21 protein-coding genes are annotated in these 26,054 nt (G+C 39.4%); 19 read left to right on the top strand and 2 right to left on the bottom strand.

The window, feature by feature from the left end:
* Positions 1-22 precede the first annotated feature (22 nt).
* From ftsZ to nrdG, 6 genes are all read left to right on the top strand, one after another.
* Positions 23-1,039 carry a cell division protein FtsZ gene (gene ftsZ, locus EO116_RS00745; protein WP_240629084.1) on the top strand — a complete coding sequence of 339 codons (1,017 nt, stop codon included), beginning with the start codon at positions 23-25 and terminating at the stop codon, positions 1,037-1,039.
* A gap of 23 nt (positions 1,040-1,062) precedes the next feature.
* Entirely contained in the window at positions 1,063-1,638 is a 576-nt protein-coding gene (locus EO116_RS00740) for an outer membrane beta-barrel protein (protein ID WP_127160215.1), read from the top strand.
* Between the two features lie 258 nt (positions 1,639-1,896).
* On the top strand, positions 1,897-2,505 hold the full coding sequence (locus EO116_RS00735; RefSeq protein ID WP_127160214.1) for a hypothetical protein: 609 nt from the start codon (positions 1,897-1,899) through the stop codon (positions 2,503-2,505).
* A complete protein-coding gene (locus tag EO116_RS00730; protein ID WP_127160213.1) occupies positions 2,492-3,022 on the top strand; it encodes a biotin transporter BioY in 531 nt (176 codons plus the stop codon). Before EO116_RS00735 ends, EO116_RS00730 begins: the two co-directional genes overlap by 14 nt.
* 632 nt (positions 3,023-3,654) lie before the next feature.
* A complete protein-coding gene (gene nrdD / locus EO116_RS00725; protein ID WP_127160212.1) occupies positions 3,655-5,805 on the top strand; it encodes an anaerobic ribonucleoside-triphosphate reductase in 2,151 nt (716 codons plus the stop codon).
* A gap of 25 nt (positions 5,806-5,830) precedes the next feature.
* Complete coding sequence (gene nrdG / locus EO116_RS00720) at positions 5,831-6,328, top strand: anaerobic ribonucleoside-triphosphate reductase activating protein (protein WP_127160290.1); 498 nt, start codon at positions 5,831-5,833, stop codon at positions 6,326-6,328.
* Positions 6,329-6,595: 267 nt separating this feature from the next.
* Here nrdG and EO116_RS00715 read toward each other — a convergent pair whose 3' ends face one another.
* Positions 6,596-7,144: a gamma carbonic anhydrase family protein gene (locus EO116_RS00715; protein ID WP_127160211.1), complete on the bottom strand. Its 549-nt coding sequence runs from the start codon at positions 7,142-7,144 to the stop codon at positions 6,596-6,598.
* Between the two features lie 210 nt (positions 7,145-7,354).
* Positions 7,355-8,293: a nitronate monooxygenase gene (locus EO116_RS00710; RefSeq protein ID WP_127160210.1), complete on the bottom strand. Its 939-nt coding sequence runs from the start codon at positions 8,291-8,293 to the stop codon at positions 7,355-7,357.
* Positions 8,294-8,645: 352 nt separating this feature from the next.
* On the opposite strand from EO116_RS00710, the gene EO116_RS00705 reads away from it, so the two are divergent.
* From EO116_RS00705 to EO116_RS00645, 13 genes are all read left to right on the top strand, one after another.
* A complete protein-coding gene (locus tag EO116_RS00705) occupies positions 8,646-9,200 on the top strand; it encodes a LemA family protein (RefSeq protein WP_127160209.1) in 555 nt (184 codons plus the stop codon).
* Positions 9,201-9,384: 184 nt separating this feature from the next.
* Positions 9,385-10,158 carry a YgcG family protein gene (locus EO116_RS08400; RefSeq protein WP_164726013.1) on the top strand — a complete coding sequence of 258 codons (774 nt, stop codon included), beginning with the start codon at positions 9,385-9,387 and terminating at the stop codon, positions 10,156-10,158.
* A gap of 226 nt (positions 10,159-10,384) precedes the next feature.
* On the top strand, positions 10,385-10,522 hold the full coding sequence (locus EO116_RS00695; RefSeq protein WP_009354175.1) for a rubredoxin: 138 nt from the start codon (positions 10,385-10,387) through the stop codon (positions 10,520-10,522).
* A gap of 178 nt (positions 10,523-10,700) precedes the next feature.
* On the top strand, positions 10,701-11,213 hold the full coding sequence (locus EO116_RS00690; protein ID WP_127160208.1) for a DUF177 domain-containing protein: 513 nt from the start codon (positions 10,701-10,703) through the stop codon (positions 11,211-11,213).
* A gap of 32 nt (positions 11,214-11,245) precedes the next feature.
* Complete coding sequence (rpmF, locus tag EO116_RS00685) at positions 11,246-11,425, top strand: 50S ribosomal protein L32 (RefSeq protein ID WP_009354192.1); 180 nt, start codon at positions 11,246-11,248, stop codon at positions 11,423-11,425.
* Between the two features lie 130 nt (positions 11,426-11,555).
* Positions 11,556-12,842: a manganese-dependent inorganic pyrophosphatase gene (locus EO116_RS00680; protein ID WP_127160207.1), complete on the top strand. Its 1,287-nt coding sequence runs from the start codon at positions 11,556-11,558 to the stop codon at positions 12,840-12,842.
* 64 nt (positions 12,843-12,906) lie between these two features.
* Positions 12,907-15,090, top strand: a complete 2,184-nt coding sequence (gene pcrA / locus EO116_RS00675; protein WP_127160206.1) for a DNA helicase PcrA — start codon at positions 12,907-12,909, stop codon at positions 15,088-15,090.
* 12 nt (positions 15,091-15,102) lie between these two features.
* Positions 15,103-17,091 carry an NAD-dependent DNA ligase LigA gene (gene ligA / locus EO116_RS00670; protein WP_127160205.1) on the top strand — a complete coding sequence of 663 codons (1,989 nt, stop codon included), beginning with the start codon at positions 15,103-15,105 and terminating at the stop codon, positions 17,089-17,091.
* 68 nt (positions 17,092-17,159) lie between these two features.
* On the top strand, positions 17,160-17,612 hold the full coding sequence (locus EO116_RS00665; RefSeq protein WP_127160204.1) for a PaaI family thioesterase: 453 nt from the start codon (positions 17,160-17,162) through the stop codon (positions 17,610-17,612).
* 17 nt (positions 17,613-17,629) lie between these two features.
* Entirely contained in the window at positions 17,630-18,652 is a 1,023-nt protein-coding gene (gene pheS, locus EO116_RS00660) for a phenylalanine--tRNA ligase subunit alpha (protein WP_127160203.1), read from the top strand.
* 9 nt (positions 18,653-18,661) lie between these two features.
* Positions 18,662-21,106: a phenylalanine--tRNA ligase subunit beta gene (pheT, locus tag EO116_RS00655; protein ID WP_127160202.1), complete on the top strand. Its 2,445-nt coding sequence runs from the start codon at positions 18,662-18,664 to the stop codon at positions 21,104-21,106.
* A gap of 73 nt (positions 21,107-21,179) precedes the next feature.
* On the top strand, positions 21,180-23,633 hold the full coding sequence (locus tag EO116_RS00650) for a DUF3656 domain-containing protein (protein WP_127160201.1): 2,454 nt from the start codon (positions 21,180-21,182) through the stop codon (positions 23,631-23,633).
* Positions 23,633-26,008: an endonuclease MutS2 gene (locus tag EO116_RS00645; protein WP_127160200.1), complete on the top strand. Its 2,376-nt coding sequence runs from the start codon at positions 23,633-23,635 to the stop codon at positions 26,006-26,008. The genes EO116_RS00650 and EO116_RS00645 overlap by 1 nt, the downstream gene beginning before the upstream one ends.
* Positions 26,009-26,054 lie beyond the last annotated feature (46 nt).

The following is a 26,054-nucleotide window of genomic DNA, read 5'->3' as shown; positions in this document are numbered from 1 at the left end:
TAGTAAAGAGGAGGAGCATTCGATGTCAGAGTTTGCAAAAATTAAAGTTATTGGTGTTGGTGGCGGCGGCGGAAATGCCGTATCTCGTATGATTGGCAGCGACTTGGAAAATGTTGATTTCTTAGTAGCTAATACAGAGACACAAGCATTAGATGGTACTAATGTACCTGTTCGCATCCAAATTGGTGAGAAGGCTACTAAAGGCTTAGGCGCTGGTGCGAATCCAGAAGTAGGCCGTGAAGCAGCAGAAGAAAGTCGCGAAGATATTTTGAAAGCATTACAAGGTGCTGACATGGTTTTCGTTACTGCTGGTATGGGAGGTGGTACTGGTACTGGTGCAGCTCCTGTAGTGGCAGAATGTGCTCGTGAAGCTGGCGCATTAACAGTGGGTGTTGTGACAAAACCATTTGGCTTTGAAGGTAAAAAACGTAAAGAACAAGCTGAACGTGGTATTGAAGCATTAACTGGTAAAGTGGATACTATCATCACAATTCCAAATGACCGTTTGTTGGGTATCATTGATCGTAAAACTTCCTTGAAAGATGCGTTCTTAACAGCTGACGAAGTATTGCGTCAAGGTATCAAAGGTATTTCTGACTTAATTACAAAACCAGGTTTAATCAACCTTGACTTTGCCGATGTAAAAACTATCATGACAAACCAAGGTGAAGCATTGATGGGTATCGGCGTAGGCGAAGGTGAAAACCGTGCTGTAGATGCTGCGAAACAAGCAATCAATAGCCCACTATTGGAAACTTCCATTGACGGTGCAAAAGGCATCTTGTTAAACATCACTGGTAGCGAAGAATTAAGCTTATTTGAAATTAATGAAGCAGCAGAAATTATTTCTGAAGCAGCAGATCCAGAAGCAAATATTATCTTCGGTTCTGTTATTGATGAAAATGTAGGCGACAAAGTGTTTATCACTGTGGTAGCTACTGGTTTTGGTGACCAAGGTTCTTCCAATAGTTTTGCTCGTAAAAGCCCATTCGGTGCTACAGGAAACTCTCCAGACGTACCAGCTTTCATGAAACGATAAGATACTCATAGTAGGAGGATATTATGAAGAAAATCATAGTAGCCACAGCTGTATTAGCTGCCTTTAGTGCTTCTGCATTCGCAGCTGCTGTTCCTGTCACAAATATTAATGCAGGCGAAACAAAAGTAGCCGCTGAATATTCTTTATCTAAAAAAACAGCCCAAGATACAAAACGTAAAGATGGCTTTGGCGTATCTGCACAGCAAGGTGTATCCGATAATTTAGCGGCACAATATTCTTTCAATAAAGTACATCGTACAGGTGCTGATATTAAAGATCATCAATTGGCTGGTGCTTATGCGGTACATCCTAATATCAATGTATACGGTGCTGGTACATACGTAGATATGGGACCTAAACAAAATGGGTTTGGTTACCAAGCAGGTGTAATTGGTCACACGCAACTAGCTGATAAAATTGAAGGCTTTGCTAAAGTAGGTTTCGGTAATGATATTAAAGGAACTTACCAAGTGGGAGCTTCCTATGGATTACGTCCAGATATTGATTTAAATGTGTACTATCAATATGATCAATACAATATGAATCAAAATAAAACGGATGTGAAAGGTTTGCATGCAGGAGTAGGATACTCTTTCTAAGTAAACAAGTTGCATCGTCGAGATGTAGAAAAGAATAGATAAGGACTGTTATAGAAGGTGAGAACCGATCTATGGCAGTCCTTTTGATTTCCTTGTGTAATACATATGAACAGTCAATTACTATATGTAAACAATTAATTTGAAAAATAAGTTGACTATATGACGCTTGATTTCTTATAATAAAGGTGTAACAGAATGTAAGAATCATGTAAGCTTGTCAGATCCAGTATACCCATGTTATGGGGAGGAGGTAGTACTATGCATACACTTTGTAAAGGTTTAGCAAGTGTAAGAGAAGTACCGAATGCCGTGATTGTACGAAATGTGCAATACAAACGAACTACAAGATCACCGCAGTTACAAATTAACTATACCCCAAGAAAGCAAGAACATATAGTGACGGTTTGTAATTCAAAAGGCACCTTAGTGTCCACGATGTTAGAACGGTTCGATTCCGAATGGAATCACCATGATGAAGTTTCATTGGGGGAAATGCCAAAGGTTTGGCCAGGTGAGTTGAAAGACAGAACAAGAACGAAATTTGTGTTTACACCAGAATCAATTCTTGAGTTTGTCGATGCCATTCAAGATGATAATCCCATCTATCGGGAAGAAGTTCCTGTTGTACCAGAATTAATGGTGTTATCACACATGGCCCATCACGTGTTAGATGAAACAATGTTACTTCAATTAGATATTACGTTTTCTGCGCCATTTTATGGTGGAGATGTTATTTATGTAGAAAAACTTACAATCCATTCAGAAAAGCATACACAAATTGGTGAGTGCGAATTAGTCGGTACTCATGGAGGGCGTGCTCGTTGTAAATGGATTTATGAAGAGGAGTTAGTAAATGTTAAAGACTAGAGAGTTGACAAAAATGGCATTACTCGTGGCATTAGTTTGTGTAATGGCTCAATTATCGATTCCCAACCCAATGGGAGTAGGAATGATTTCCTTAATTACCGTTGCACTTTGTTTGATTGGTCTATTATTGCCACCAAAGCAAGCATTTTTGACAGTATTAGTCTATGTTTTATTAGGAGCAGTGGGATTACCTGTATTTACCGGATTTACTGGTGGTATGGGGAAAATACTGGGTCCTACAGGCGGATTTATTCTAATTTGGCCGATTGCATATACAGCAGTTAGTTGTCTGAAAGGAACTGAAAAGCGGTTTCTTAGATATGCTGTAGTAGCGACTGTGGTAAGCATAGTCATTACCTATGTAGCGGCAGTACCTTACTTTATGTCTGTTGCCAATATACCATTTACAGTTGATGGATTACATAAAGCTTTGGGGATTTTATTTTATCCATTTGTGGTGGGTGATATATTGAAAGCCATCCTATCTGCATGGATTGCTACAAAAATTAAATTATAAGAACTAGGTTATAAAAAGCGATTAGATCCTGTTGGATGTAGTCGCTTTTTTGTGTTCGGTATATTGTATCTATTGCTGAGGGACGAGAGATTGCTCTTGAAAGATTAGGGGAATGTCAACGCATGTTCTATATCAATTAGTCATTCATTGAAAGCCCTTTATCCATGCAATTTAGTGATTTACAAAGTGTGGTAGTTCTCTGAAATTGTATGATTCTATGAATTTTTACAAGTTTACTATATCTAATTGGCATACATGATATAGTGGTTTAGATTGAAATTAACTACAAGATGTTGTAAACTAAAGTCAATGATACCCGTGCAGGGTAGTCTCTAGTGAAACATCTAACACCATACTAGATGATTAGACACAAGAGTAAGTTCTTGACAACAATGGCTCTAGAACTTATCTAATGCCTAGACACTAAAGATTAAGTAAGAATACTCTACAGGTGTAGACAAGAGATAGACAGGAGCAGAGACTGCTCTTTTTATATGTCTACATTTTGATTTAATTATGCAATGTAAAGACAGTCAGCGTATCTGTTATATATTGCGTATAGTTCATACTGAATCGAATGTCCATCGTGCTCATACTGGCATAGGGGGCATGAGTCAATAGGAGGTTATATTATGATACAGGTAATAAAACGGGATGGCAAAGAGGCTGCATTTGATAAGGAAAAGATCATTGTGGCTATCGAAAAGGCTATGCATAGTAGTACTGGAGTATATACGCCAGGATTGGCATTGCAAATCGCCAATGAAATTGAAGCCTATGCTGAAAAAATAGGGCGTAATATTACCATCTATGCCATTGAAGATCAAGTATATTATAAACTCCTAGAAAATAATAATCCTGCTACGGCTCGTGCCTATGAAAATTATAAAGCAGTACAAGCTTTCAAACGGGTGGAAAATACGACGGATAAAGATGTCTTTGGTTTGCTCAATCGGTCTAATGTAGCAGTCCTAGATGAAAACTCCAATAAAGATGCGTCCATTGTGTCCACGCAACGCGATTTAATTGCAGGAGAAGTGAGCAAGGACATTGCTCGTAGAAAATTAATTCCTACGGATATTGTACAAGCTCATGACAGCGGTGCGATCCATTTCCATGACATGGACTATATTATCCAACCTATGTTTAATTGCTGTTTAGTGAACTTAGAAGATATGTTGACGAACGGTACCGTTATCAATGGGAAACGCATTGATACGCCTAAATCCTTTCAGGTAGCATGTACGGTAACAACGCAAATCATTGCGCAGGTGGCATCTGGTCAATATGGAGGGCAAAGCATTAACGGCATCGACCGTATATTGGCTCCTTACGTGCGGAAATCCTATGATAAATATTTGGAGTTAACACTGCAAGAACAAGTCGAAGTGTATGGCATGACTCCAGATGTGAAAAAAGCAGAAGAAATTGCGTGGAACCGTACGAAGAAAGAGGTAAAAGACGGGATCCAAACTATACAGTATCAAATCAATACATTGATGACCACCAATGGGCAGGCCCCTTTTGTGACTTTGTTCATGCATTTTGATCCGAATAGCGAACTGGCAAAAGAAGCTGCGTTAATCGATGAAGAAATTTTAAAACAACGTATCCAAGGCATTAAAAATGAAGCTGATGTGTACATAACACCAGCTTTCCCTAAATTGATTTATGTGCTAGATGAACACAATGTACATCCTACTAGCGAATACTACTATTTAACAGAATTGGCAGCGCAATGTACGGCGGAACGCATGTATCCAGACTATATTTCTGCGAAAAAAATGAAAGAAATCTATGAGGGCAATGTATTTGCTCCTATGGGATGTCGCTCTTTCTTGTCTCCTTGGAAAAATGAAAAGGGAGAGTATGTATTCAATGGTCGCTTTAATATGGGCGTAGTGAGCTTGAATTTACCGCAAATTGGGATTTTAGCACAAGGTAAGGAAGATGTATTCTTTGAAATCCTTGAAAAACGGTTAGAATTAGCAGAAAAAGCCTTATTATTCCGCTATGATCTATTGAAAGATGTGACCAGTGATGTGTCACCGATTCATTGGCAATATGGAGCCATTGCTCGCTTGCCTAAAGGGGCGCCAATTCGTCCTTTACTAGAAGGTGGGTATGCAACGATTTCCTTGGGCTATATCGGCTTATATGAGGCGACCAAGCTAATTGTAGGCGATTCCAATACATCGGACACAGGCCATGAGTTTGCTAAAAAAGTGATGGAACGTTTGCATAATGCGACGGAAACATGGCGCAGCAAACACAACATCGGATTTGCCCTCTATGGTACGCCAGCTGAAAGCCTCACGAACCGTTTTTCCTCCATTGATAGAGCACGGTTTGGGGAAATCCCAGATATTACTGACAAAGGATACTATACCAATAGTTACCATGTGAACGTACGAGAAGAAATCAATGTATTCGATAAATTTGCTTTCGAATCGGAGTTCCAAAAATTATCCACAGGAGGATGTATTTCCTATGCGGAAATCCCTAATATGAATAATAATATTCCTGCGTTGTTGACGATGATGCAGTATATTTACGATACCATTTCCTATGCGGAATTTAATACGAAATCTGACTATTGCCATGAATGTGGCTTTGATGGTGAGATCATCGTCAATGATCAAGTGCAATGGGAATGTCCTCGGTGTCACAATACCAATCGTGATACCTTAACGGTTATTCGTAGAACTTGCGGATATTTAGGAGAAAACTTCTGGAATGAAGGTCGTACGAAAGAAATTAAAGATCGAGTAATGCATATTTAATAAGATGATGAAAGAAGGTTGTACTATGCGCTATGGACAGCTTAGACAATATGATATTGCTAATGGTGAGGGCATCCGTACATCCTTATTCGTTACTGGGTGCACCCATTGTTGCTATAATTGCTTTAACGAGGAATATCAAGATTTTTCCGCTGGCAAAGAATGGACTGAAGATGATACGGAACGATTGCTTTCTTATGTCGTATCTCCTGCATGCAGTGGATTGACCTTATTAGGAGGAGAACCATTTCAAAATGTTGACGGATTGCTACCCTTAGTGGATAGAGTATTAACAGTAGCGCCGCAAAAACCAATTTGGGTCTATTCGGGATATACCTATGAAGAAATATTGGCATGCCCTAATAAACGCCAATTGTTAGAGCGATGCCATATCTTAGTAGATGGTAAATTCGTGGATGAGTTACGAGATCCTGGGCTGGCATTTAGAGGGAGTAGCAATCAGCGGATTATTGATATACAAAAGTCTCTGCAAAGTGGAGAAGTAGTGTTGTATTTGGAATAACATGAGCTAGTTAAATTAATATTATAAAATAGCGGATATTTGAACTGTACTGTCAAATATCCGTTTTACATTGGCTGATATTTACGTTAAATATATATGAGAGTCAAATAATTATAATAGATTTTTTAGAAAAGATAAGGATACGTCGAGCAACTTATTTTCTGCTATAAGACAATAGGTATGCACGATAGCGAGATAAAGAGTGAACTAAAAGAGCTGTATAGGGAACACTATACAGCTCTTTTTATAAAAATTCATTGTATTGTTTTATACGATGGTTTGGCTAGGATCCCATACTTCGCCATCTGCATCTGGCAAGAATCCGTATTCTTTTGTCCACAATGTTTTGTATTTTACGGCTTGGTTGTGGATTTTTGTAATCATTGTTTCGTCAGTACGGATGACTTTCGCAGGGCTACCTACCACAAGGGAGTAGGGTGGGATTTCTGTGCCTTCTAGGACGAGAGCGCCAGCGCCGATGATGGAGCCACGGCCGATATGACAGCGACTAAGAACGATAGCGCCCATGCCCACCAATACGTGGTCCTCTAGGGTAGAGGCGTGGATGATAGCGCTGTGACCGATGGTAACGAAGTCACCAAGGATACAAGCGTGGTCATCGTCTACGTGAAGTACGGAATTATCTTGTACATTGGAGTAGCGGCCTACAACGATTTTATTGACGTCTCCACGGGCAGATACATTTTGCCATACAGAGGCATATTCTTTTAATTCTACATCACCAGCAAGCTCAGCACCTGGCATAGCGTGACTTTTTGGATCTAATTTTGGATACTTTCCTTTAAATGGTAGCATAGTAACCTCCTAGATGTAGCTGTAAATAACTACGATATATGTAACGTATCTTCAGTAATAACAGGATATTAGTTCAAGAAATAATTTGTACCTATTAGCATAAAAAAACAGGAATGCTATAGAAATATATTGGAACTTATGATATCTAATGATATCTAATGAACTATATTTGTTTACTGACTAGTTTATAAATTTGCAGATATATTTGGTTTAGATGAATTGTTGTGCCTTCTTGATAGCTTCCTTGGCTTCCGCTACAACAGATTCTACGATGGTTTTCGCAGGTTCTACTTGTGTTAAACGGTTTAAGCCTTGTCCCACTTGCACAACGCCGTTTACAATGTCGCCGTCCACGGCAGCTTTTTTGTTAGTGCCAATGGCCATAGCTGTCAAATCGCTTTTTGGAGCACAGCTATATTCAGCTTCTAAATAACGGGCCGTAAATTCACTTTTTAGACCACGTACACCATGGTTGAAAGTAAGACCTGTTACAGTAGAATCCGTGTCGGTAGCGTTGATGATAGCGTCTTTACAATTTTGATGCATTTTACATTCTTCTGCCAAAATGAAACGAGATCCCATTTGAACGCCAGCAGCGCCCATAGTCAAACCAGCAGCTAAACCACGTCCGTCAACGATACCGCCAGCGATGACCACAGGGATATCAACTTCTGGCACAACGTTTTCTAGTAAAGCCATTGTTGTTTGTGTACCGATGTGGCCACCAGCTTCTTGGCCTTCAATGATGATGGCATCTGCTCCAGCTGCTGCTACCCGTTTAGCTAATTTTACATTCGGTACCACAGGGATGACTTTGATGCCTGCCGCATGTAATGGTTCAATGAAAGGAACAGGATTGCCTGCACCTAAGGTAACGAAAGCTGGTTTTTCTTCTACGATAACAGCTAAGATATCATCTAAGTTTGGTGCCATTAGCATTAAGTTTACACCAAATGGTTTATCTGTTAAGGATTTACATTGACGGATTTCTTGGCGAACCCATTCTGTGTCACGACCGCCGGTAGCGATAACGCCAGTAGCTCCAGCGTTGGCAACGGCAGCTGCTAAGGTGTGCTCAGATGTCCAAGCCATAGCACCTTGAATGATAGGATACTGAATACCTAATAATTCTGTTAAACTAGTTTTCATAATACCTCCTATATAGAGTAGTGAATCATCCTTCTGAATCACTGGGACTTTCAACATGCTTTCATTATAGCCTAATAAAATGAAAAAATATAGTTGCTATAAAATAAGCCTAAAACAATGTATAATATAAGTACTCATATTATTGAATTATATCTGTGAAAGTTTGTGATAGGTTATTTTTGATAGGTGTAGAATTAATAGAAATGTAATTTTGTAGACACTCGGTATGAACTTAAGTATACACATAAGGATAGACATAAAAGAGCGATATCTCGTATAGGGATATATCAATTAAATAACTTGTGGTGATGCAGGTACATACATTAGGAGTACATGTTGTAAAGGAGGACTTATGAAAAAGTCATGGTTAATTGGTTTAGGTATTGTAGGTATTCTTTTAATTTGGATATTCAGTTCCTACAATGGATTAGTGCAAACGGAAGAACAAGTGAATGGGCAATGGGCACAAGTGCAAACACAATTACAACGCCGATCTGATTTAATTCCCAACTTAGTAAATACTGTGAAAGGTTATGCGACCCATGAAAAAGAAACCATCCAAGCGGTAGCAGATGCACGTGCTAAATTAGGCGGCGCTAAGACGGTAGAAGAAACAGCGAAAGCCAATCAAGAGTTGAGTAGTGCTTTGAGCCGTTTATTAGTAGTGGTAGAAAACTATCCAAACTTAAAAGCAGATGCAAATTTCAGAGCTTTACAAGACGAATTAGCAGGCACTGAAAATCGCATTGCGGTGGCACGTAAAGATTATAATGGCAGTGTACAAGCATATAACATGAAGATTCGTACGTTGCCAACATCCATTATTGCTGGTTCTATGGGCTTTCAAGTAAAACCGTATTTTGAAGCAGACCAAGGAGCACAAAGTGCACCGAAAGTGCAGTTTTAACTCTGTGGTTGAATACAATTAGGATGGCAAGTTTCTGTACTAGGAATGTCATTATTTTTAAAGTATATTAGACTCATTGTAGTGGTATATCATAGTAAGATGCCGAGATTCATTCCGATCCTAGGATGCTTGCTTCTATAATTGAATAGGATGAGGAAGGAATGGATATAAGAAAGGTGGCAAGATGATGAAAAGATACGCATGGTCTGCTTGCATCAGCTGTGTAGTGGTCACCCTATGGATGTGTCTGGCGACCCTATCTGTTTTCGCCTTAGATGTTCCCAATCCACCAAAGAACGGCTATATTTTGGATCAAACGCAAACTTTGAAGAAAGAGGACATCCAAAAGATAAACCGTATGGGGCTGGAGTTACAACAAAAAACAAAGGCTCAAATTGCGGTTCTGATTATTCCTACCTTAGATGGTGAGGATGTAACAGACTATTCTAACAAGGTATTTCGTACCTGGGGTATTGGTCAAAAAGATAAGAACAATGGCATTCTCTTTTTAATAGCCTTGCAGGATAAGCAAATGCGGATTGAAGTGGGCTATGGACTGGAAGGTGCCATCAATGATGCCAAAGCAGGTCAAATCTTAGATGACTATACGATTCCTCACTTTAAACAAGGTCATATAGGAAAAGGGGTAGTCAACACCTATGCTGTATTAGTTGGTGAAGCCGCTAAAGAATATGGTGTGACCATTGATGGAAGTCAAACCTATGAAAGACAAGAAGGAATAGAGTTAACTCCTTTTGAAATGTTATTGATTGGTGGCGGTATATTGCTGTTGCTAATCCTTGATTTCACTGTATTTGGAGGGGCTATCACACAATCTTTGTTGTGGATTCTAGCATCAGGACGAGGGGGCGGTGGCTCCGGTCGTTCCAGTGGTGGTGGATTCGGTGGATTTGGTGGAGGTTCCTCTGGGGGTGGCGGCGCTAGTCGACGTTGGTGAGTTTACTATATCTCGCCATAATACTCTGTGATAGTCCAGAAGTAACAGTTTATCGTATATGGTAGACTATATAGGCTGAACCTATTATGCGTAGTTTGCAAATAAGTATATAAAAATAACATAGAAAATGATTGAGAATATATTGAAAGTTTTCGATTGTAGTGGTATACTGTTTACAGATAAAGTATCTGAGACAAATCTTTTAGTACGAAAGGTGGTGCACATAATGGATAAAAAATACGTTTGCGTAGTATGCGGTTGGGTTTACGACGAAGCTGTTGAAGGCGTTAAATTCGAAGATCAACCAGCTGATTACCTTTGCCCAGTTTGTGGGGTTGGTAAAGACCAATTCGAAGAAATGTAATTAATTTTTCGATAAATTAATCCACATACATAAGGGCTCTCCAATAGGAGAGCTCTTTTTCACATGATAGTCGAGTGCTAAGTCTTGTATGAGTTTTATGAAAAATTAACAACATATAGGGGCTAGCATTTGACAAAGATAGTATAGGTAGCTATAATAGTATAGTCGAGGTAAAATTATGAAACTGCAAGTAGAGCAAGCAAAAGAACAGATTGGACGTATTGTCCCTTTTCTATGTACGACATCAGGTGATGATCTTGGTGACGTATCTGCTTTTCCTTGGAGCCGTCATGATATAACCATTAGTGGTGAGCTTCGTTATGATGGTCAACATTATGTGGTGAATGGTACCATAACAACAAATGGACAATATGAGTGCTCAAGATGCTTAACCGATACTAATTATACCCATACTGTTCCATTTGAAGAGACTTTTGGTGTTACACATTCCAACAATGGAGACGATGATATAATTTCTTTCGATGGGGAAGAAATTGATCTAACGGAGACCATTCGGGAAACATTAATCATCAATGAGCCCTCTCAAGTGTTATGTCAGGATGATTGCAAAGGATTGTGTATTCAGTGTGGAGCAGATCAAAATGTTTCACCATGCTCTTGTGAATCCTTTGTGGTAGATCCTCGATTAGCAGTGCTAAGAACATTGCTGAAGGAAGAAAATGATGATTAATACCTAGTGATTATGTTAAGGAGGTGCAGATAATGGCAGTACCAAAGCGTAGACTTTCCAAATGCCGTCGCGATCGTCGTCGTGCTAACTGGAAATTAGAAGTACCTGGTTATGTAGCTTGTCCACAATGTCACGAACCAATGATGCCGCATCGCGTTTGCCCAACATGTGGTTCTTACAAAGGAGAACAAGTAGTTTCTAAAAATGCGTAATAGAAACGAATGAGAAGGCCTTGTAAACTGTTGTTTACGAGGTCTTTTTTGTATGCATTTTATGGCTAATTATGGTATAATATAGAAACATTGATATATAACTCAAGTGATGATTATACGAGGTGACATTATGTTAAGAGATACAATTTTAGTAACAGGACATAAGAGTCCAGATACAGATTCTATTTGTTCTGCAATTTCTTATGCAAATTTAAAAAATCAAATGGGCTTTCCAGCACAACCAATTTGTGCGGGTCAAGCTAATAAAGAAACATCTTTTGCGTTAAAGTATTTTGGCTTTGAACATCCAGAAATTGTAACTTCTTTTGCTGTAACAGTAGAAGATGTACTAGAAACAATTCCAGCAGTGGATGCAAAAGCAACGTTACAAGATGTGTTAGCATGGCGTAAACAATATGAAATGAACCGTATTCCAGTGGTAGAAAATGGCACTACCTATGTAGGTACGATTACGGCACAACGCTTAATTGATGCGTTAGAAGGTGCTATGGGTGGCAATGTGAATGTAACAGCTGGTGAGATTTGCACAAAAACTTCTTGCCAAGTGATTAGCAAAGAAACTAAATTGCGTGACTTCAAAGCTAATTCTCACATCGGTGGCTATCCAGTAGTAGACAATGGTACATACTTAGGTATCATTCGTTCTAATGTGGAAGCACCAAAACAAAAAACTAAAGTAGTGTTGGTAGACCACAATGAAAAAGTACAAATTATCGATGATATTGAAGAAGCAGAATTAATCGAAAATATTGATCACCATCGTATTGGTGGGTTGGTCACAGACAATCCTATTTTCATTCATTATGAAACTGTAGGATGTACTTGTACAATTCTTGCTAATTTATACTGGCAATATGGCCAAGAGATTCCTAAAAATATTGCTGGCTTAATGCTATCTGCCATTATTTCTGACACAGTATTATTCCGTTCTCCTACTAGCACTGAAAAAGATAAAGAAACAGCGAGAAAATTAGCAGACATTGCTGGTGTTAACTTAGAAGAATATGGCATGGAATTATTGAAAGCTGGTTCTGATGTATCTGATTATTCCGATGAAAAAATCGTGCGTATAGATTTAAAAGAATTTGAAGCGAATGGTAAAATCATCAGTATTGGCCAAATCCAAGTAATGGATACTACAGATATTTTGGGTCGTAAAGGCTGCTTGTTAAAAGCTATGGAAGAATTGCGTAGTGCCAATAATTACAGCGCTTCTTACTTAATGATTACAAATATCTTAACAGAAGCAACAAACTTAATCTTTGTTGGAGATGCGAATGATGTGGTAGCAGCTGCATTTAATGCACAACCTGTGGACAATGAAGTATATTTAGAGCATACATTATCCCGTAAAAAACAAGTAGTACCACCAATCGTGGGTGCTATGAAAGGCTAATTTATCATAGGGGGTGCGTTGTAGTGAAACACAGCGCACCCTTGTTATATGCAAGAGAGGTATTATGATATTTGACGGTTTAAATAAAGAGCAACAAGAGGCAGTATACGCAACTGAAGGGCCTCTTCTTATATTGGCTGGCGCTGGATCAGGTAAAACACGAGTGTTAACATATCGTATCGCCTATTTGTTGACACAAGGGGTAAGCCCCTATGAAATTTTAGCCATTACATTTACTAATAAAGCGGCTAAAGAAATGAAAGAACGTGTGGAAACGTTGGTCGGTGATACGGCGCATCGTATTTGGCTTAGTACGTTTCATTCTTTTTGTGCAAAATTTTTGCGCTTTGAACTAGATTCCTTTATGGGATACAGTAAAAACTTTTCTATCTACGATTCTAGTGATTCTCAAGCAGTGATTAAACAGGCTATTAAAGCGCTAAATTTGGATGATAAATATTACCCTGTAGGGGCTATGCAATCGCAGATTAGCGATGCAAAAAATAGAATGAAATTAGCTAAGGATTTCCGCAGTGAAGCCCGTGACTTTTATTCACAACAAGTGTCTAAGGTGTACGATTATTATGAAGCAGAATTGCGAAAAAATAATGCTTTAGATTTTGATGATTTATTGCTAGTAGCTGTTAAATTATTACAAGAAAATCCAGCCGTACTAGAAAAGTACAGTCATCGTTTCCGTTATATTATGATTGATGAGTATCAAGATACAAACCATGCACAGTATACATTGGCGTCTTTATTAGCTTCTGAATGGAATAATTTATGCGTTGTAGGTGATGTGGATCAAAGTATCTATGCTTGGCGTGGTGCTGATATTCAAAATATCTTGGATTTTGAAAAAGATTACCCTAACGCAAAATTGATCAAGCTAGAACAAAATTATCGATCTACAAAAACCATATTAGAAGCTGCGAATGCTGTTATTGATTATAATGAAGGTCGCCCTGAAAAAGTATTGTGGACAGATAAAGGAGAAGGTGCCAAAATTCGTCATTTTGAAGCTCAATCTGAACAAGAAGAAGGAGCTTTCATAGGAGATACCATCAAAAAACAAAAGGAAATTCACAATCGTAGTTATGGAGATATGGCTATTTTATATCGTACGAATGCACAGTCTCGTGTGCTAGAAGAATCCATGATTAAACGGGGTATTCCTTATACAATGGTAGGAGGCACCAAGTTCTATGATCGTAAAGAAATCAAAGATATTTTGGCGTACTTGCGTATTTTAATCAATCCATTTGATGATATCTGCTTACAACGTATTATTAATGTACCAAAACGTAGTATTGGATTAACTACAGTAGGAAAATTGCAAGATTTTGCAAGAGAAACGAATAACTCACTATTTATGACATTGAGTCAATTGAACCAAATTCCTACGATAAAAGGTAAAACGAAAGAAAAGTTAGAAGATTTTATGGGTTTAATTTTTACCTTAGTCAACGAGGCCACAGAGCTTTCCGTACAAGGTATTATTGAAGCCGTATTAGATCGAACTGGATATGTAGTGGAACTAGAGAATAGTACAGACCCACAAGACCAAGCTCGGTTGGAAAATATTGGTGAGTTGGTGTCGGTAGCCAAAGAGTTTATGGATACAAATCCAGAAGGTACACTGCAAGACTTTCTTGAGCAAGTAGCATTGGTGAATGATGTAGATTCCTTTGAACAAGAAGAATCCAAAGTGACGTTAATGACGTTGCATGCTGCAAAAGGACTGGAATTTCCTGTGGTATTCTTAGCTGGTTTAGAAGAAGGATTATTCCCGCATAGTCGTACTTTGATGAATCCTGAGGAAGTAGAAGAAGAGCGTCGTATTGCCTATGTAGGGATCACACGGGCTGAAGAAGAGTTATATGTATCGAATGCCACAACACGGACTGTGTTTGGTAAAACTACAGGGTATTTACCATCTCGTTTCTTAAAAGAAATTCCGAGTGAGCTTGTAGAAGAAGTACGTCCAAAACGAACTGTGAAGGAAGAATTACAACGAAATGTACCATTCCATCAATCTGTAGCGAATCGACCTGTTACAAAACCTATGATTCGTAATCCACAGGTAGTAGATTGGACTGTGGGAGATACTGCTATTCATGCTAAATGGGGTGAAGGAACTGTAGTGGATGTAGTTGGTGAAGGTGCCAATGTAAAACTAAAAATTGAGTTCCCCACACAGGGATTACGACAAATTATGGCTAAGTTCGCTCCTATACGAAAAAAATAAGGAAACCATACAATGAGTATTCAAGAAGACATTCAACAATTACAAAAAGAATTAGCCCATCATGCGTATTTATATTATGTAAAAGATGCGCCAGTTATTTCAGACTATGACTATGATGTACTATATAGAAAATTAGTAGAGTTAGAAACAGCACATCCAGAGTATATTGTGCCGACATCTCCTACGCAACGGGTAGGTGCCAAGGTGGAAGGTAGCTTTGAAAAAGTAGTACATGGACAACGAATGCTCAGCTTAAGTAATGTATTCAATGATGGTGAAGTAGAACAATTTGGTTTACGCTGTGAAAAAGAGTTGGGTCATACGCCGCAATATGTAGTGGAATTGAAGATTGACGGCTTAGCGGTTAACCTACATTATGAAAATGGTCTCTTTGTACGTGCTGTCACACGTGGTGACGGTCGTGTAGGGGAAGATGTAACAGCGAATGTAAAAACCATTCAGTCTATTCCATTAGTTATTGAAAATGCGCCTGCTTTCATTGAAATTCGTGGAGAAGCCTATATGCCGCATAAGGAGTTCAAACGAATCAATGAAGAACGAGAAGAAGCAGGTTTGCAAACGTTTGTGAATCCTCGTAATGCGGCAGCAGGATCGTTGCGGCAACAAGATCCAGCCATTACGGCAAGTCGAAACTTAGATTTTTTTGCCTATGCGATTGGTTCATCAGAAGGATCTAACATACATACACAACAGGAATTATTAGAGCAACTCGAAGCTTTTAAATTTCATGTAAATCCTCACTATAAAGTGTGTCAATCCATAGCAGAGGTTGCGGAGCATATTCATTACTGGGAGACAGAGCGACATAACTTGCCTTATGATACAGATGGTATGGTGATAAAAGTAAATGACTTTGAAGACCAAGAAACCTTGGGCACCACAGCGAAGGATCCCAAATGGGCGACCGCCTTCAAGTACCCCCCAGAAAAAGTGGAAACTGTCGTTAAAGATATTACTATAAATGTAGGTCGCACAGGCGTGTTGACGCCGACTGCAGAATTAGAATCTGTGTTTGTGTCCGGAACGAATGTATCACGGGCAACTTTACACAATGAAGACTTTATTAAAGAAAAAGATATTCGTATTGGTGATACGGTACGTATTCATAAAGCTGCAGAAATCATTCCAGAGGTCATTTCTGTGGTGGTAGATAAGCGAAAATCAGATTCTGTGCCTTATGAAATGCCCAATGTTTGCCCGGTGTGTGAATCTCCTACGGTGCGCCGTGAAGGAGAAGTGGCTATTTATTGTAGTAATGAACATTGCCCAGCGGTAGAGAAGGAAGGTATCATTCACTTTGCATCCCGTGATGCCATGAACATTGATGGATTAGGTCCTAGTATTGTAGAAGCGCTAGTGACAAATCATCGTATTGAAACGGTAGTGGACTTGTATCATTTGAAGGAAGAGGATATTACATCCTTAGAGCGAATGGGCAAAAAGTCGGCGCAAAATTTACTAAAAGCGATTGACGATTCTAAACAACGCGGCTTAGGTCGAGTTTTATTTGGACTGGGTATACGTTTAATTGGTGCAAAAGCAGGGCAAACCATTGCGAAATACTTTACTTCCATTGATAGCTTAATGAATGCCACCATAGATGAGTTGACTAATATTGATGAAATAGGACCTACCATGGCGAAAAGTTTGGTAGAATATTTTGGAAATGAACGAAATCGCCAATTGATTGAAGGGTTACGTCATGCGGGAGTACGATTAGAAGAGGACGTACAAAAAGCAGCTGGTAATGAACTAGAAGGACAGATTATTGTATTGACTGGTAAACTCACTTCCATGGGTCGTTCTGAAGCAGGGGCAATCTTAGAAGCTCATGGAGCGAAGGTAACAGGTTCGGTCAGTAAAAAAACTACTTTGGTCATTGCCGGTGACGATGCAGGTAGTAAATTAACGAAAGCGGAACAATTGGGAATCCCTGTGATAGATGAACAAGGCTTATTAGATTTAATCAAGGATTTCTAAGTCTATCTATTGATAATGAGGTAGTTTTTCCTCTATAATAAAAAGATAAGCTTAGAAAGGTTAGCTATATGGAACATAGAACATTATTAGAATACTTTCAAGAGCATACAAGTTCACATCCTTTTGAGGTGCTACATCACGTCACACTTAAGAATGTGTCACCAGGACATGTGGAACTAGACTTTCACAGCGAAGAACAATTGCACAGCAATCCGAGAGGTGATGTGTATGGTGGAGTACATTTGAGTTTGTCAGATTATCTCATGGGATTGGCTTGTATTACACTAGGAAAGCAAGTGACAACGGCACAAATTAATGGTAATTTTGTGAAATCATTGCCGAAAAATGCAAGAATCCGCGGTGTATCCAATGTGGAACACAAAGGTCAAAGTACGATGGTTACATCTTGTCGTTTGTATAATGATATGGGAGACCTTGTCTATATGGGAAGTGGAACGTTTATGGTTCTTGACGATTTGGTATTACCAGAATTGCCATGGTCGTTGTTAGATGAAGAATAGTTGGAGGATAGGAATCAATGAAAGAACAATTGCAAGCATTGCAAGAGAAAGCAATCGCCCAAATTCAAGGGGCTGCGAACTTGCAGGAATTACAAGATATTCGTGTTACCTATTTAGGTAAAAAGGGAGAAGTTACCTCCTTATTAAAAGGATTGGGTAAACTATCTCCAGAAGAGCGTCCTGCTATGGGTGCCTTGGTAAATACAGTGCGTGTAGCGTTGGAAGAAGCCTTGGATGAAGTACAACAACAAATGGAGGCTGCTGTATTGGCAGCTAAATTAGAACAAGAAACTATTGATATTACATTACCAGGTCGTCCTGTTCGTAAAGGCCATTTACATCCATTAACAAAAATCAACGAAGAAATTGAACAATTTTTTGTGTCTATGGGCTATGCTGTAGAAGAAGGTCCTGAAATTGAGTCAGACTATTTTAATTTTGAATGCTTGAATTTAGCTGCAGATCACCCAGCTCGTGATATGCAAGATTCTTTCTATATTACCGATTCCGTATTACTTCGTACCCATACATCTCCAGTGCAAGCGAGAACATTGCAAGGTAGCGAAAAAAATGCACCTATCCGCATGATTGCACCGGGAAAAGTATATCGTTGGGACTATGATGCCACACATTCTCCAGTATTCCATCAAGTGGAAGGTCTTGTTATCGATAAGAAGATTACCTTCTCTGACTTGAAAGGAACCTTGGAGTTGTTCTTGAAACACATGTTTGGTGAAGATACAGCTGTACGTTTCCGTACAAGTTTCTTCCCTTTTACAGAACCAAGTGCAGAAGTAGATATTTCTTGTTGCATGTGCCACGGTGAAGGATGCCGTGTATGCTCTCATACAGGGTGGTTAGAAATTCTTGGTTGTGGTATGGTCCATCCTAATGTATTGAAATTGAATGGTTATGATCCAAATGAAGTACAAGGCTTTGCCTTTGGCATGGGTGTAGAACGTATTGCAATGTTGAAATATGGTATTAATGATTTACGTTTATTCTATGAAAATGATAAACGTTTCTTAACGCAATTCTAGGAGGTTACCGTGAAAGCTAGTTTACAATGGATGAAAGACTATGTATCTGTGAATCTTGGCGAGAACCCTCAAGAATTTGCAGATGCCTTAACACAAGCTGGGATTCCAGTAGAAGAAGTGATCAACTGTGATACAGGTATTAAAAAAATCTATACAGGAAAAATTGTAGAAATTACAAAACATCCTGATGCAGATAAATTACAAGTGTGCCAAGTAGAATGCTTAACAGAAGAAGGTGAGCCGGTTACGAAACAAATCGTAACAGCGGCTACTAATGTGGCAGTGGGACAAATCGTTCCTGTAGCGTACCATAAATCTCGTTTAGCAGATGGTACAGAAATTAAAAAAGGCAAACTTCGTGGACAAACATCAGAAGGCATGTTCTGTTCTGTAGCAGAATTTGGCTTATCTACAGATGTAGTGTTACCAGAAGAAGCTACTGGTATTTATATCTTCCCTGAAGGTACAGCTATTGGACAAGATGTAAAAGAAGTACTAGGTCTTAATGATGTAGTCTATGAATTTGAGTTGACGCCAAACCGTGCGGACTGTTTCTCCATGGTTGGTTTAAGCCGTGAATTTGCCGTATTAGATAAAACAGAAGCTACATTCCCAGAGGTAACAGTCCAAGAAGAGGGACCATCTATTGAAGGTCGTTTGAATATTTCTATTGCTGATACAGAGTTATGCTCTCGTTTCATGGGACGTTTGATTGAAAATGTAAAAGTTCAAAAATCTCCATTATGGTTACAAAATCGTTTGCGTAATTGCGGTATTCGTCCTATTAATAATGTAGTGGACGTAACGAACTATGTAATGTTGGAATTAGGTCAACCAATGCATGCTTACGACTATGATCATCTACATGGACATAGTTTAGTAGCTCGTAAAGCTACAGAGGGAGAAGTGATTCAAACCTTGGATAGCAATGATCGTACATTAGCAAACACTACGCTAGTTATCGCTGATACTGACCGTCCTGTAGGGGTGGCTGGTGTCATGGGTGGTGCTGATAGTGAAGTATCCAATGAAACAACAACGGTTGTATTGGAAGCTGCTGTATTTAATGGAGCTTCTATTCGTCGTACCTCTCGTGCATTAGGCTTGCGCTCTGAAGCATCTGGTCGTTTTGAACGTGGTGTGAATAGCGAAGTGACACCACTAGCTTTAGATCGGGCAGCACAATTGTTGTTGGATATTACACCAGGTGCTGTAGTAGCAAAAGGTGTGGTTGATGTATATGCAGCGCCAAAAGAAGTGCGTACAGTGTCTTTCACGAGTGAAGCTGTAAATTCGTATTTAGGTACTAATATTGCAGAAGAAGAGATGATTACTATCCTAACAACTTTATCCTTCGACGTGAAAGTTGATGGTGAGGTATTAGTGGCTACTATTCCATCTTGGCGTGATGATGTAACAGGCATGCCAGATATTGCAGAAGAAGTAGCACGCATTCACAACTATGATAATATTGCACCTACTACGCCATTGGCACGAATCCAAACGGGAACAGTATCTCCTATGCATGCGTTAGTACATGATGTAAAACATGCTTTGGCTGAAGCTGGTTTAGATGAAATTATTACTTTTAGTTTCATGCATAAAGATAGTTTGCAAGATTTGTTAATTCCTGAAACAGATAGCAGACATCAAGCGATTCCTATTCTAAACCCAATTTCCGAAGAGTTTCCGGTGATGCGTACTACTTTAGTACCTAGCGTCTTAGAAACAGCAAAACGCAATATAGCTCAAAAGAATTTAGATTTAGCCGTTTTTGAAGTGGCTGCTGTGTACGAACCTAAGGCATTGCCGCTTACAGAATTACCAAACGAACGCATGATGGCAGCAGGGGTTATCCTAGGCAAATGGGATCGCCAAGAATGGAATGTACCGGCTAGAAATGTAGACTTCTATGATCTAAAAGGTATCATTGAATCTGTACTCGCTAATCTTGGTATTGAAAATTATGCAATTAGTAGAAGTAAAGAGTATTATTTACATCCAGGTGTAAGTGCTAGTATCTCCGTAGAGGGTGTTGAAATAGTACGCTTTGGTGAATTACATCCACAAGTAGCAAGTCATTATGACATTAGTGGTAAAGCATATTTATTTGAAATGGATTTAGAAGCATTGTTACAAGTGAACCGCAAAGGAATTTCTTTCACAGCAATTTCTAAATTCCCTGGTACTAGTCGTGACTTAGCGATTGTAGCACCAAAAGATGTGCAAGCTATTGATGTGTTAGAAGTGATGAAACAAGAAGGCGGCGAATATCTTGAGAGTGTTCGTATTTTTGACGTATACGAAGGGGAACATATCCAAGAAGGATATCGTAGCTTGGCGTATACCTTGTCGTTCCGTTCTCATGAAGGTACATTAGTAGATGCTGATATTGAAGATAGAATCCAAGCGATGTTAGCAAAATTAGCAGACAAAGGTTGCACTTTACGATAATACGTAAATCCTACGGGATGTAACAATCGGTCATCTCTCTTATGGGATGACCGATTTATTATAAGGAGTTGTGATGGAATTATTAGCCCCAGCAGGGACAATGGAAAACTTTATGGCCGCCCTTGAAGCAGGGGCTGATGCCATTTATTTAGGCGGTAAGGTCTTTAATGCGCGATCTCATGCGGGAAATTTTGACTATGATGAGTTGCGAGAGGCTTTGCGATTAGCTCATATATTACAGGTGGGTATCTATGTAACGGTGAATATCTTGGTAGGTGACCGTGAAAGTAAAGCCTTAGCAGAGCATCTACGGGAACTAGAACGCATTGGTGTAGACGGCATTATTGTGCAAGATCTTGGTGTTGCAAGAATAGCGCGTCAAGTAGCGCCTACCTTAGAGCTACATGGTAGTACACAAATGACGGCTACTAATTTGGAGACTGTACAATTTCTAGAACGCTTAGGATTTACACGAGTGGTTCTATCTAGGGAGCTGAGCCTAGATGAAATTCGCCATATCTGTGAACATGCGAAGGCTGAAATTGAAGTGTTTATTCATGGAGCGCTTTGTATCTCCTACTCTGGACAATGTTTGATGAGTAGTTTCATTGGTGGACGTAGTGGCAACCGTGGGTCTTGTGCCCAACCATGTCGCTTGCCATACCAATTGGTTACTTTAGATGGTGAACAAATTACTCATGATAAAGAGACCTATATCATGAGTCCTAAGGACTTAAACTATAGTGCGTATATGAAAGAGCTCATCGAAGCAGGTGTAGCTTCATTCAAAGTAGAAGGACGCATGAAAAAGGTATCCTATGTGCATGAAGTTATCGGTACGTATCGGACTATCATCGATAGATCTGGACAAGCCACAGAGGCAGATTTTACTCGCTTAGAAGAAGGGTTTAATCGTGGGTTCTCTACGGCTTATTTAGAAAATAATGGTTCCAAGTCTATGATGACCATCAGTGCGCCTAATCATTTAGGAAAATACTTGGGAGAAGGTCAGGTAAAAGGCCGTATGCTGGTCTTGTGCACTAAGGAGGCTGTAGCAGAAGGTGACTTGCTGAAAGTCATCGCCCATACGGGAGATGTACACTATATTACGGTGACGGCGGATATGACTTTTGATCGTAATATATATCGCATTCCACTTACGGAAACCATTAGTGCAGGCAAGGTCTATCGTGCCAGCCAAGGGGGATACACCAAACAACGGGGGTTAAAAGATTTTACTCGTAAATACAAATCCTATATGTTCTTACATGGTGAAGAAGGTAGTACTGTGTCATTGACGATGATGTTAGATTCTGGTCAAACGGTAACAGTCACAGATGAATATGTATTACAAATGGCTAATCACAAACCTACTTCTGTGGAGAAAATTACGGAACAATTAGGTCGTTTAGGAAATACTCTATTTGAGTTAGATCATGTGACGGTTCCAGAAGGTTCTTTCATGTGGCCTAGCAGTGTCTTAAATAGTCTCCGTAGAAATGCTGTGGAGGCTATGGAAGAATTGCTAATAGAACAATACGTGGCATCATGGGAAGCACGTAAAGCGAACTTGCCGACAGGGATGGAATTATTAGGAGATATGACAAAAACTGTGGGACAGGTCTTAGGATTTACACAGGCGCATGCCCTAGAATCTAATACAAAACAATTAGAAATCTTAGTGGATTCTTTAGAAGGCCTGCAGCAGGCAGTCATGACACCAGTAGACCGCATTGTGTTTGGCGATCCATTACACAGAATCCCAGTAGCATATCCTATATATCAAGAAGCTGTACAAATGTGTCGTGAGGCTAATAAAGAAATTATATTCAGTACCCCAAGGGTGATTAAGGATAATGAAAGTACAGCCTTTAGGGATATGCTAGCCCATATGGTAGAAGCCAATCCAGATGGGATTCGAGTACATTTCTTGGGGGCTTTGGAAGTATTACATCAACTGGGATATACAGGTGTGGTGGAAGGTGATACAGGATTGCAAACCTTTAACTCTCACACCTTGGGTATACTTAATGACTTAGGATTTAGTACTGTCAATGTGTCCTTAGAGGCTACCTTGCATCAAATGAATACGATGGCAAGTAAAAATATTATGCCCATTGGAGCTATTGTGCAAGGTCGTGTAGAATTGATGATTTCTGAGTATTGTCCTATCAGCAGTTTTGCCGGTACAGGTTATAAACGAGGTTGTCCTGTGGTGTGTACGAAACAAGACTATGCTTTGCAAGATAGAAAGGGTGAACTATTTCCAATTTATACAGATCCATTCTGTCGTACCCATATTATGAATAGCCGTGAGTTAGATATGAAAAGCTATATCGATGACTTACGACGTTCTGGGTTACAACGATTGGTTATTGATGGAAGACAACGAAGTCCTAAATGGATTGCTAACGAGGTGAGTATGTATCATCAATTACTAGAGGGGACTGTGAAACCACCGAGCAAAGAAGGAGCTACTCATATCACAAGGGGACACTTTTTTAAAGGAATATTAGGGGAATCATAATGAATAGTGAACAAGTCTTAGACTTTCAACATATACGGCAAAAGCTGGCAGATGTGTGTTCCTCTGCCATAGCTAAAGAATATGCACTGAATTTGCAACCTATGCACAACCGTCAAAAAATTGAAGATGCCCTAGATGAAACAGTGGAAGCTATGCGCTCCTTAGAGCAAGAAGTGGAGCAACCCATCAGTGGTACGAAAGATATTCGTACAACTTGTACGAAAAGTCGTAAAGAAATTATTTTGACTCGTGAAGAACTTTGGGACTTGCATACCACTATCTTGGCATATAATCGGATGCATCGTTTTTTTAAAGAAAAGTATTTGCTCTACCCATTATTATCTTTGTGGGTACAGGATTTGCCAAGTCATGATAAGCTGACCAAGCGCTTTGAACGAACTTTTGATGCTTATGGTGTGTTACTGGATGGCGCTACACCTAAACTACAACAGTTGCGAATGACCATGAGTCGCACAAAGAATGCTATTAAAAATGATCTACAGCGAATATTACAGGATAAGGATAATCAAAAATATTTTCAAGAAGCTATCGTTACTATGCGTAATAATCGTTACGTCATTCCTGTAAAACAAGAATATCGAGGAGCATTTCCTGGTCTTATTCATGATAGATCTGCTACAGGTGCCACTTTATATATTGAGCCTATGCGATTGGTAGACTTAAATAATGAATTACAAGAAGCTACCTTGGCAGAAGAACAAGAAGTACTTCGTATTTACAAAGAATTAACAGAGTTGGTACGAGCTCATGTAGACACATTATTAGATGCATGTAAACGTGTATCCCATGTAGAATTTGTCTATGGAAAAGCAGAATTAGCCATACGGATGAAAGCCGTCCGTGCCATCATCAGTCAAGGTCGAGAAGTGAATTTACTACAAGCGCGTCATCCTATGCTAGCTCCGAATGTGGTAGTTCCTACTACCATCACTTTAGGGACGAAGTATCGTATTTTGTTGATTACGGGTTCCAATACTGGTGGTAAAACAGTGTCTCTAAAAACATTGGGATTGTTGGCGTTAATGAATCAAAGTGGCTTATGTATTCCAGCTGACAGCGGATCTGCTTTACCAATCTTTCACCATATCTATGCAGATATTGGAGATGAACAAAGCATTGAAGCCAGTTTGAGTACATTCTCTGCCCATATGTCGCAGGTAATTCGGATACTGAAAAAGGTAGGACCAAATGATTTAGTATTACTAGATGAATTAGGTTCTGGCACGGATCCAGAAGAAGGAAGTGCTTTAGGGATTGCAATCATTGAATACTTCCGTAAAAAAGGAGCGCTCATGATGGTGAGCACGCATTATAATGAGTTGAAAACCTATGCGTATCAAACGGAAGGTATTGAAAATGCTCATGTAGAGTTCGATGAACGTACATTGCGACCAACCTACAGATTACATATTGGTGTAGCAGGTAGTTCACATGCACTTAGCATTGCAGCACGCTTAGGATTACCGCAAGACGTGGTGGACTTAGCTCGCAAACAATGGGAACTGAATGGACGTAGTGCTATGGAAGATATGCTTCGTGATTTAAATCAAGAGCTTAGAAAAACGCAAGAACGGGAACGAGCTTTGAAAAAAGAACAAGAAGAAGTGCGCCGTATGCGTACCCAAGTGATGCGTGATAAAAAAGCATTACAAGATAAGAAAAAGGTCATCTTAGAAAAAGCTCGAGAAGAAGCGCAAAATATGAAACGATCTGTTCGTATTGAAAGTGAACAAATCATTAAAGAGTTAAAAGGTTCTTTTAATGAAACGGACAAGCAAAAACGTCAGGATGCTATATCTAAAGCTAGAAAAGGCGTATCCAATGTAGCTGTTCCAACAGGGACTATTGAAAAACGAGATCCTTTAGATGTGACTAAGGTAAAAGTAGGCGATGTTGTGTTCCTAGATAACTTACAATCGTTGGGCACTATATTGGCTATTCAAGGAAAACGGATTCAAGTTGACATGAATGGACTGACAGTGACTGTGAAAGAAAAGGATTTATTAGCAGCCACTCGTGAGGAAGCCAGTGCCTTATTGCGTAAAGAAAATCCTGCACCTATGTCCAATCGTCAGCGGAAACGATCTGGTATGGCGGTCATTCGTCAACAACAAGCCTCTACTGAGTTAAATATTATTGGTAGAACTGTGGATGAAGCTATTGTAGAAGTAGGAAGATTCATTGACCAAGCTATACTAGCTGGATTAAATTCGGTGCGTATTGTTCATGGTAAAGGAACGGGAGCTTTACGGTCTGGAGTTCATGATTATTTAAGGACCTTGCCAGGTATTAAAAGTTATGACCTAGCTAGTTTAGATGAAGGTGGTGCAGGAGCGACGACTGTAATCCTATAAATGAATCCTTTATGGAATTCTAATTTGTGCAAAAAACTGCAATAGA

This window comes from Veillonella sp. VA137, from assembly GCF_003992015.1.
Classification (GTDB): domain Bacteria; phylum Bacillota; class Negativicutes; order Veillonellales; family Veillonellaceae; genus F0422.
Note: the sequence above shows the minus strand (reverse complement) of the source record. Positions and strands in the feature narration are given on the sequence as shown.

Bases quoted from the DNA above. Each gene is read 5' to 3' on its own strand.
- ligA (WP_127160205.1), top strand. From the start codon at position 15,103: ATGAGTATTCAAGAAGACATTCAACAATTACAAAAAGAATTAGCCCAT.
- EO116_RS00705 (WP_127160209.1), top strand. From the start codon at position 8,646: ATGAAAAAGTCATGGTTAATTGGTTTAGGTATTGTAGGTATTCTTTTA.
- EO116_RS00690 (WP_127160208.1), top strand. From the start codon at position 10,701: ATGAAACTGCAAGTAGAGCAAGCAAAAGAACAGATTGGACGTATTGTC.
- nrdD (WP_127160212.1), top strand. From the start codon at position 3,655: ATGATACAGGTAATAAAACGGGATGGCAAAGAGGCTGCATTTGATAAG.
- nrdG (WP_127160290.1), top strand. From the start codon at position 5,831: ATGCGCTATGGACAGCTTAGACAATATGATATTGCTAATGGTGAGGGC.
- pheS (WP_127160203.1), top strand. From the start codon at position 17,630: ATGAAAGAACAATTGCAAGCATTGCAAGAGAAAGCAATCGCCCAAATT.
- EO116_RS00665 (WP_127160204.1), top strand. From the start codon at position 17,160: ATGGAACATAGAACATTATTAGAATACTTTCAAGAGCATACAAGTTCA.
- EO116_RS00735 (WP_127160214.1), top strand. From the start codon at position 1,897: ATGCATACACTTTGTAAAGGTTTAGCAAGTGTAAGAGAAGTACCGAAT.
- EO116_RS00710 (WP_127160210.1), bottom strand. From the start codon at position 8,293: ATGAAAACTAGTTTAACAGAATTATTAGGTATTCAGTATCCTATCATT.
- EO116_RS00715 (WP_127160211.1), bottom strand. From the start codon at position 7,144: ATGCTACCATTTAAAGGAAAGTATCCAAAATTAGATCCAAAAAGTCAC.
- pcrA (WP_127160206.1), top strand. From the start codon at position 12,907: ATGATATTTGACGGTTTAAATAAAGAGCAACAAGAGGCAGTATACGCA.
- ftsZ (WP_240629084.1), top strand. From the start codon at position 23: ATGTCAGAGTTTGCAAAAATTAAAGTTATTGGTGTTGGTGGCGGCGGC.
- EO116_RS00740 (WP_127160215.1), top strand. From the start codon at position 1,063: ATGAAGAAAATCATAGTAGCCACAGCTGTATTAGCTGCCTTTAGTGCT.
- EO116_RS00680 (WP_127160207.1), top strand. From the start codon at position 11,556: ATGTTAAGAGATACAATTTTAGTAACAGGACATAAGAGTCCAGATACA.
- EO116_RS00695 (WP_009354175.1), top strand. From the start codon at position 10,385: ATGGATAAAAAATACGTTTGCGTAGTATGCGGTTGGGTTTACGACGAA.
- rpmF (WP_009354192.1), top strand. From the start codon at position 11,246: ATGGCAGTACCAAAGCGTAGACTTTCCAAATGCCGTCGCGATCGTCGT.
- EO116_RS00730 (WP_127160213.1), top strand. From the start codon at position 2,492: ATGTTAAAGACTAGAGAGTTGACAAAAATGGCATTACTCGTGGCATTA.
- EO116_RS00645 (WP_127160200.1), top strand. From the start codon at position 23,633: ATGAATAGTGAACAAGTCTTAGACTTTCAACATATACGGCAAAAGCTG.
- EO116_RS08400 (WP_164726013.1), top strand. From the start codon at position 9,385: ATGATGAAAAGATACGCATGGTCTGCTTGCATCAGCTGTGTAGTGGTC.
- EO116_RS00650 (WP_127160201.1), top strand. From the start codon at position 21,180: ATGGAATTATTAGCCCCAGCAGGGACAATGGAAAACTTTATGGCCGCC.